The following is a 5530-nucleotide window of genomic DNA, read 5'->3' on the forward strand; positions in this document are numbered from 1 at the left end:
CTCCTTGAGCGCGGTGACGTCGTTGAGGATGCCGACGTAGTGGCCGATGCGGCCGTCCTCGTCGGGCACCGGCGAGACCAGCAGCTCGTTCCAGAACGCCGTGCCGTCCTTGCGGAAGTTGCGCAGCACGACGTGGGCCGGCTGGTTCCGCCGCAGCGCGGCGCGCAGCGCGGCCACGCCGGCCTGCTCGCTTTCACCGTTCTGCAGGAAGCGGCAATTGCGCCCCATCACCTCGGCCAGGGTGTAGCCGGTCATGCCGCAGAAGGCCGGGTTGGCGTACATGATCGGATGCCCGGGATCGCTGGCGTCGGTGATCAGCACGCCGTTCGAGCAGGCCGCCAGCGCCCGGTTCGACAACTGCAGCATGTTTTTCAGTTGGCGCCGCTGGGCGATGTCGCTGACCCACCAGACCTGGCTGGACGGCCGGCCGGCGCCGTCGACGATGGCGTAGCGGGTCAGTTGCACCCAGTGCGGCCGGCCGCCGTGGCCGAGCAGGCGCACCTCGTGGCGCTGCGGCCGGCCCGGCTCGGCCAGCAGCTGGGCCTGGCCGGCGGTGATCTGGGCGTCGTCGCCGTCGGCCAGGCACTGGCGGTAGTGGCGGCCGAGCAGGGCGGCCTCGTCGAGTTCGAGCAATTGGCAGACGCGCTCGTTGACGCGGACGATGCGGCCGTCCGGGTCGAGGCAGAGCAGGCCGACCGGGGCTTGCTCGAACGACAATTGCAGCCGCGCGGCGGCGGCCAGGTCGGTGCCGGAGGGCGCGCTCGCTTGCGTCTCGTCGAAGTCCATCAGGCGTTCCTATCGCAATGGAAGCTGGCTGTGGCGCCGTCCGGGGCGGGCGGCAAATTTATTATAAGGCCAAGCTTGCGCTCGACGTCAACGCGCGCGGAACTATTTCATGCCGGCCCTGTTGCGCGCCGACGCAACAATTTGATGCGCCCGTGATTCTTTTCGGTACGATAGTTGCTACAATAAAAAAATCGTCGGCAGGCTCACGAGTGTTAATAGGGGGACGCGGCAATGACACAGGCATGGGTAGTGCTCACCCGGGTGGACGGCCGCGCCGTGACGTCGCCCTCCGAGGCCCAGCTGTCGGCCGCGTTGGCCGAAGTGTATGGCGGCGCCGCGCCGGCCAACGACGGCGGGCCGGCCAGCGCGGTGCTGCGCTTCGGCTACGACGACGGCCTGATGTACGAGATCGAGGTGGCCGGCGGCGGCGAGATCCGCTTCGGCGAATGGTCCGACCGCGACTGCGAGATCGCCCTGGCCGCGCCGCGCCGCATGCTGGCGCTGGGCCAGCCCGAGGCGATGCAACTGTGGCTGTGGCTGGCGCAACGCCAGGTGGCGAAGATCCGCGGCCAGCCCTGGCTGCCGGGCTAGCGGCGCCGGCCGGGCCGGCCGCGCGGCGCAATGCCCCCCTCGATGCCCCCTTAATGCCCCCTCGATGCCCGCTCAAGGTTAGCCCAAGGTTAGCTCAATGGCCGCCCAGTGCCCGTTCAGTGTCCGTTCAGTGCGCCATCAGCAGCGGCAGCGTGGCCTGCTCCAGCACGGTGCGGGTGACGCCGCCGAGCAGGATCTCGCGCAGCCGCGAATGGCCGTAGCCGCCCATCACCAGCAGGTCGCTGTGGCGCTCGGCCGCCAGTGCCAGCAGCGCCGCGCCCAGCGGGTCGGGGTGGCGCAACAGGCCGGGCGCCGGCGCCGGCCGCACCAGCGGCTCGACGTGAACGCCGTGGCGCCGCAGGTGGGCGGCGATGGCGCCGCCGGCCGCCGCCTCGTCATCGTCGTTGGCGAACACGGCCAGGTCGACCTGCACGGCGCGGCGCAGCAATGGCAGCGCCGCCGTCACCGCCCGCGCCGCCTCGCGGCCGCCGTCCCAGGCCACCAGGATGCGCTCCAGCGAGGCGCGCGAGGTGCCGCTTTCCGGCACCACCAGCAGCGGCCGGCCGCCGTGCAGCAGCACGTGGCCGGCCAGGTCGCCCAGCAGCGCGCCGCCACGGCCGGGCTGGCGCTGGCCGATCACCACCAGGTCGGCGTGGCGGGCTTGCAGGCTCAGGCCGCTGCCGGCGTCGTCGTCGACGACGTGTTGTTCGTGGGCGCGCAGGCCCAGCTGGTCGAGCTGGGTGGCGAAGCCGGCCAGGGCGCGGCCGGCCCGTTCGCGCAGCAGGTTCAGGTGCAGCGCCAGGTGCGGGTCCTGCTCGTCGATGCGGCCGTCGTGGTAGGCCAGGCGGGCGATGCCGGTCAGCGCCACGCCGATCAGGTGGCCCTCGTCGGCCAGCGCCAGCGCCGCCGCCAGACGCACCCGCTCGCTCAGCCGGGGCGATTCGTCCAGATGGACCAGGATGGTTTTATATGACATGGCGCAGTCCTCGCTGCCGTCCGCTGGGTGGCCGGCCTGTCCATTATAGGCCGGCGGCGGCGTGGCGGCCGTGGCGGCGCGAAACGGGCGGCGGCCGTTACGTTTGATTTGGCGCAAGGTCGGCTTCGATCTGGCTCATACACTGGTGATGGTTATCTTGACAACTACAAGGATCGCAGAATGAGCCAGAACAATAACGGACAGGGCGGCGACAAGGCGGCCGACAAACGGGTGGCGCTGGTCACCGGTGGCATGGGCGGATTGGGCACGGCATTGTGCCGCCGCCTGCACCGCGACGGCTTCGTCGTCGCCGCCACCTATTCGCCCGGCAACGAGCACTTCCAGCACTGGATCGAGGCGGAAAAGGACGAGGGTTTCCGCTTCCGTGGCTACCAGGTCGACGTTGGCGACTACGCCGACTGCGAGGCGATGGTGGGCCGGCTGCGCGCCGAGCTGGGTCGCGTCGACGTGCTGGTCAACAACGCCGGCATCACCCGCGATCAAAGCCTGCGCAAGATGACGCGGCAGGACTGGGACGAGGTCATGCGCGTCGACCTCGACAGTGTCTTCAACATGAGCAAGCAGGTGCTCGACGCCATGGTGGAGCAGCGTTGGGGGCGCATCATCAACATCTCCTCGGTGAACGGGCAGAAGGGCGCCTTCGGCCAGACCAATTACGCGGCGGCCAAGGCCGGCATGCACGGCTTCACCAAGGCGCTGGCGCTGGAGGTGGCGCGCCACGGCGTCACCGTCAACACCGTCGCGCCCGGCTACCTGCGCACGGCGATGGTGGCCCAGGTGCCGGCCGAGGTGATGCGCGACAAGATCCTGCCGCAGATCCCGCTCGGCCGCCTGGGCGAGCCCTACGAGGTGGCGGCGCTGGTGGCCTACTTGGCCTCGGAGCAATCGGCCTTCGTCACCGGCGCCGAGATCGCCATCAACGGCGGCCAACACATGCGTTGAGGTTCCCCGTCTTGACGCGCCGTCTTGACGCGCCGTCTTGGCGCCTCGCCGGGAGTTCCGCCACGGCGGACCCTAGCGCGGCGGCCGTTCGGCGCGGGTTTGACAGACGATGCACAGGCGTGCCTCGGGCCGCGCCTCGAGCCGCGAATGGCCGATGGCTCCGCCGCACTGCTCGCATAAGCCGTAATCGCCGTCTTCCAACTTGCCCAGCGCGTGCCGCACCAGCTTCAATTGGCGCGCGGTGTGATCGACGGTGCCTTGCACCAGCTCGCTCAGGGTGCGGTTGCTGGCGTTGTCGGCCGGCGAGGCTTCCAGTTCGCGCAGTGGCGCGCCGGCCGTGCCGGCTTGCACGTCGAGCTCGCCGGCCAGTTGCTCGAAGAGGGCGGCGCGGGCTTGTTCGAGCCGTTTGCGCAGGCTTGCAATTTGTTCTGGGTCCAGTCCATGCATGGGCGGCTCGCTGGCGGTGGTGGTCGGGACTGACCGGTCAATGTTGGACCGGCAAACGAGGCCGATTGTTCGGCCGCCGCGCTCGACGCGCGTCAAGCCGCGTGCATCAAGCCGGGGCCGGCGCGCTGCCCGGGCCTGCTTGGTCCAGCGCGGCCAGATGGCGTCGGATCTTTTCCAGCGGCGCCGGAATGTGCTCGGGCTTGCCGCCGACGACGGCGCCGGCCAGCGCGACCAGCTCGGCGGCCAGGTCGGCCAACTCACGGATGTGTTCGAGGTGGGCGATCTGGGCGCCGGCGCGGGCCGTCAAGGCCAGTAATTCTTGCTGGGCGCCACCCAGGCCGCTGGCGGCCAGGCGGGCGGCGTCCAGGTAGAGGCCGTTGGCGCTCTGGCGCAGCGCGACCTCGTCTTCGAACATGGCTTGGGCTTGCGGCTGGCTCAGCGCAGCGGCGCCGGCGCCGGCGCCGGTGCCGGTGCCGGCCGTCGGCTGGCGCAGCGCGCGTAGCAGGCGTGCGTGCAGGGCGTTGGCGGCGGCCGACAAGTGGTCGGCCAGCGCCTCCAGGTCGGCGCCGCTGGCCGGCGCATCGGTGGGGAGGGACATGGCGGGGCTCCGGAATCAGGGTTGGCGGGCGGCGGGTAAGACGACCACGGCGCCGGATGGGGCGGCGGCTGTCGTCCCGCTGGCGGTGTTGCCGGCGTCGGCGGTGGTTGGCATGCCGCCGTGGTGCGCGGCCTTGGCGCCGGCAGGCCCGGCGCCGTTGTCGCGCCCGGTGCCGTCGGCACGCGGCTGCCATTGTTGCAGTGCGCTCCGGTGGGCCTGGCTGAGCGCCGCCAGATTGTTTTCGGCCAGCGTGAAGCGGCGTCCGATCAGCCGGTATTCGGCCACCTTGGCCTGCTGGTGCGCCTTGGCCAGCGCCGCCAGCAGGTGTTCGCGCGGATTGTCGACGAAGGGGATCTCGCTTTCCAGCGTACCGAGCACGATGCGTTGCTCATTTTCATGGGTCTTGTCGTAGTAGCGCAGCAGCGCGGCCATGGCGTCGAGCAACTGGCGCAGTTCGTCCTGGCCGTCGTTGAGCATCTGTTCGACCGCGCGGTCCTGGTAGCGCGCCGTCAGCGCGCGCGCCAGCAGCCGGCCCAGGCCGGCGTAGGCGTTGACATGGCGGTCGTCGAGGCCGCTGTCGGGCCAGGCGTTGATGGCGCCTTTCATTGCCTTGACCTGGTCCTCCAGGTCGAACTGCTCGTCGCCAGCCAGCTTGCCCAGCGCGCGCAGATATAGCACGACGCCGTTTTCGATGGCGATGAAGTCGGGGTAGGCGGCCTGGCGGGCGGCGTCGAGCTGGCGCTCGCGGCTGTCGGCGGCCGGCGTCAGATAGGGTTGTTCGCGTGGATAGGTGTCGCGGAAGCGCTGGCTGAGTTCGTTGAAGGCGCCCAGCTTGGCCGATTCGGCGCTGAGCGCGCGCACCGCCTGCAGGCGCGCCGTGTTGCCGGCACAGCCGCCCAGGGCGGCCAGCAGGAGGAGGAGCGCGGCGATCTTGAGCGGTTTCATAAGTCCTTCCACGGCGGGTCGGTATCAGACTCATTGTTGCGCTTCGGGGCGGCGCTGGCTTGCGAAACCGCAATCGCGGCGGCAACGGGGCCGCCTTGGAGCGCCCGGCCGGCGGGCGCCGTGGCGCCCCCGCCACGCCACCATCGCGCCACCATCGCGCCATCACGCTATCACGCCATCACACCGACACTCTGTCACGTGGCCGCGCGGCCACGCCGCCCGCC

General features: G+C 70.7%; 7 protein-coding genes. 2 read left to right on the top strand and 5 right to left on the bottom strand.

The genetic code is table 11. From position 1 onward, the window contains the following. A partial coding sequence (locus H7U20_RS03595) for a PAS domain-containing protein (RefSeq protein WP_199518238.1) occupies positions 1-786 on the bottom strand: 786 nt, incomplete at its 3' end. Positions 787-1017: 231 nt separating this feature from the next. Between H7U20_RS03595 and H7U20_RS03600 the strand changes: the two genes are divergently transcribed. Beyond that, the gene (locus H7U20_RS03600) at positions 1018-1377 is read left to right on the top strand and encodes a hypothetical protein (protein WP_199518239.1); all 360 of its coding nucleotides are present in this window, start codon (positions 1018-1020) and stop codon (positions 1375-1377) included. Between the two features lie 127 nt (positions 1378-1504). On the opposite strand, the gene H7U20_RS03605 is transcribed toward H7U20_RS03600, so the two are convergent. Then, the gene (locus H7U20_RS03605; RefSeq protein ID WP_199518240.1) at positions 1505-2353 is read right to left on the bottom strand and encodes a universal stress protein; all 849 of its coding nucleotides are present in this window, start codon (positions 2351-2353) and stop codon (positions 1505-1507) included. A gap of 180 nt (positions 2354-2533) precedes the next feature. Here H7U20_RS03605 and phbB point away from each other — a divergent pair, with 180 nt between their 5' ends. Continuing rightward, positions 2534-3316: an acetoacetyl-CoA reductase gene (phbB, locus tag H7U20_RS03610; protein ID WP_199518241.1), complete on the top strand. Its 783-nt coding sequence runs from the start codon at positions 2534-2536 to the stop codon at positions 3314-3316. Positions 3317-3388: 72 nt separating this feature from the next. On the opposite strand, the gene H7U20_RS03615 is transcribed toward phbB, so the two are convergent. The 3 genes from H7U20_RS03615 to H7U20_RS03625 form a co-directional block, all read right to left on the bottom strand. Next, positions 3389-3763 (bottom strand): TraR/DksA family transcriptional regulator, encoded by a 375-nt coding sequence (locus H7U20_RS03615; protein WP_199518242.1) that lies wholly within the window; start codon positions 3761-3763, stop codon positions 3389-3391. Between the two features lie 106 nt (positions 3764-3869). Then, positions 3870-4361, bottom strand: a complete 492-nt coding sequence (locus tag H7U20_RS03620; RefSeq protein ID WP_199518243.1) for a hypothetical protein — start codon at positions 4359-4361, stop codon at positions 3870-3872. Positions 4362-4376: 15 nt separating this feature from the next. Further along, positions 4377-5306: a hypothetical protein gene (locus tag H7U20_RS03625; protein ID WP_199518244.1), complete on the bottom strand. Its 930-nt coding sequence runs from the start codon at positions 5304-5306 to the stop codon at positions 4377-4379. Positions 5307-5530: the final 224 nt, after the last annotated feature.

This window comes from Rugamonas violacea (assembly GCF_016461825.1).
GTDB lineage: Bacteria > Pseudomonadota > Gammaproteobacteria > Burkholderiales > Burkholderiaceae_D > Rugamonas.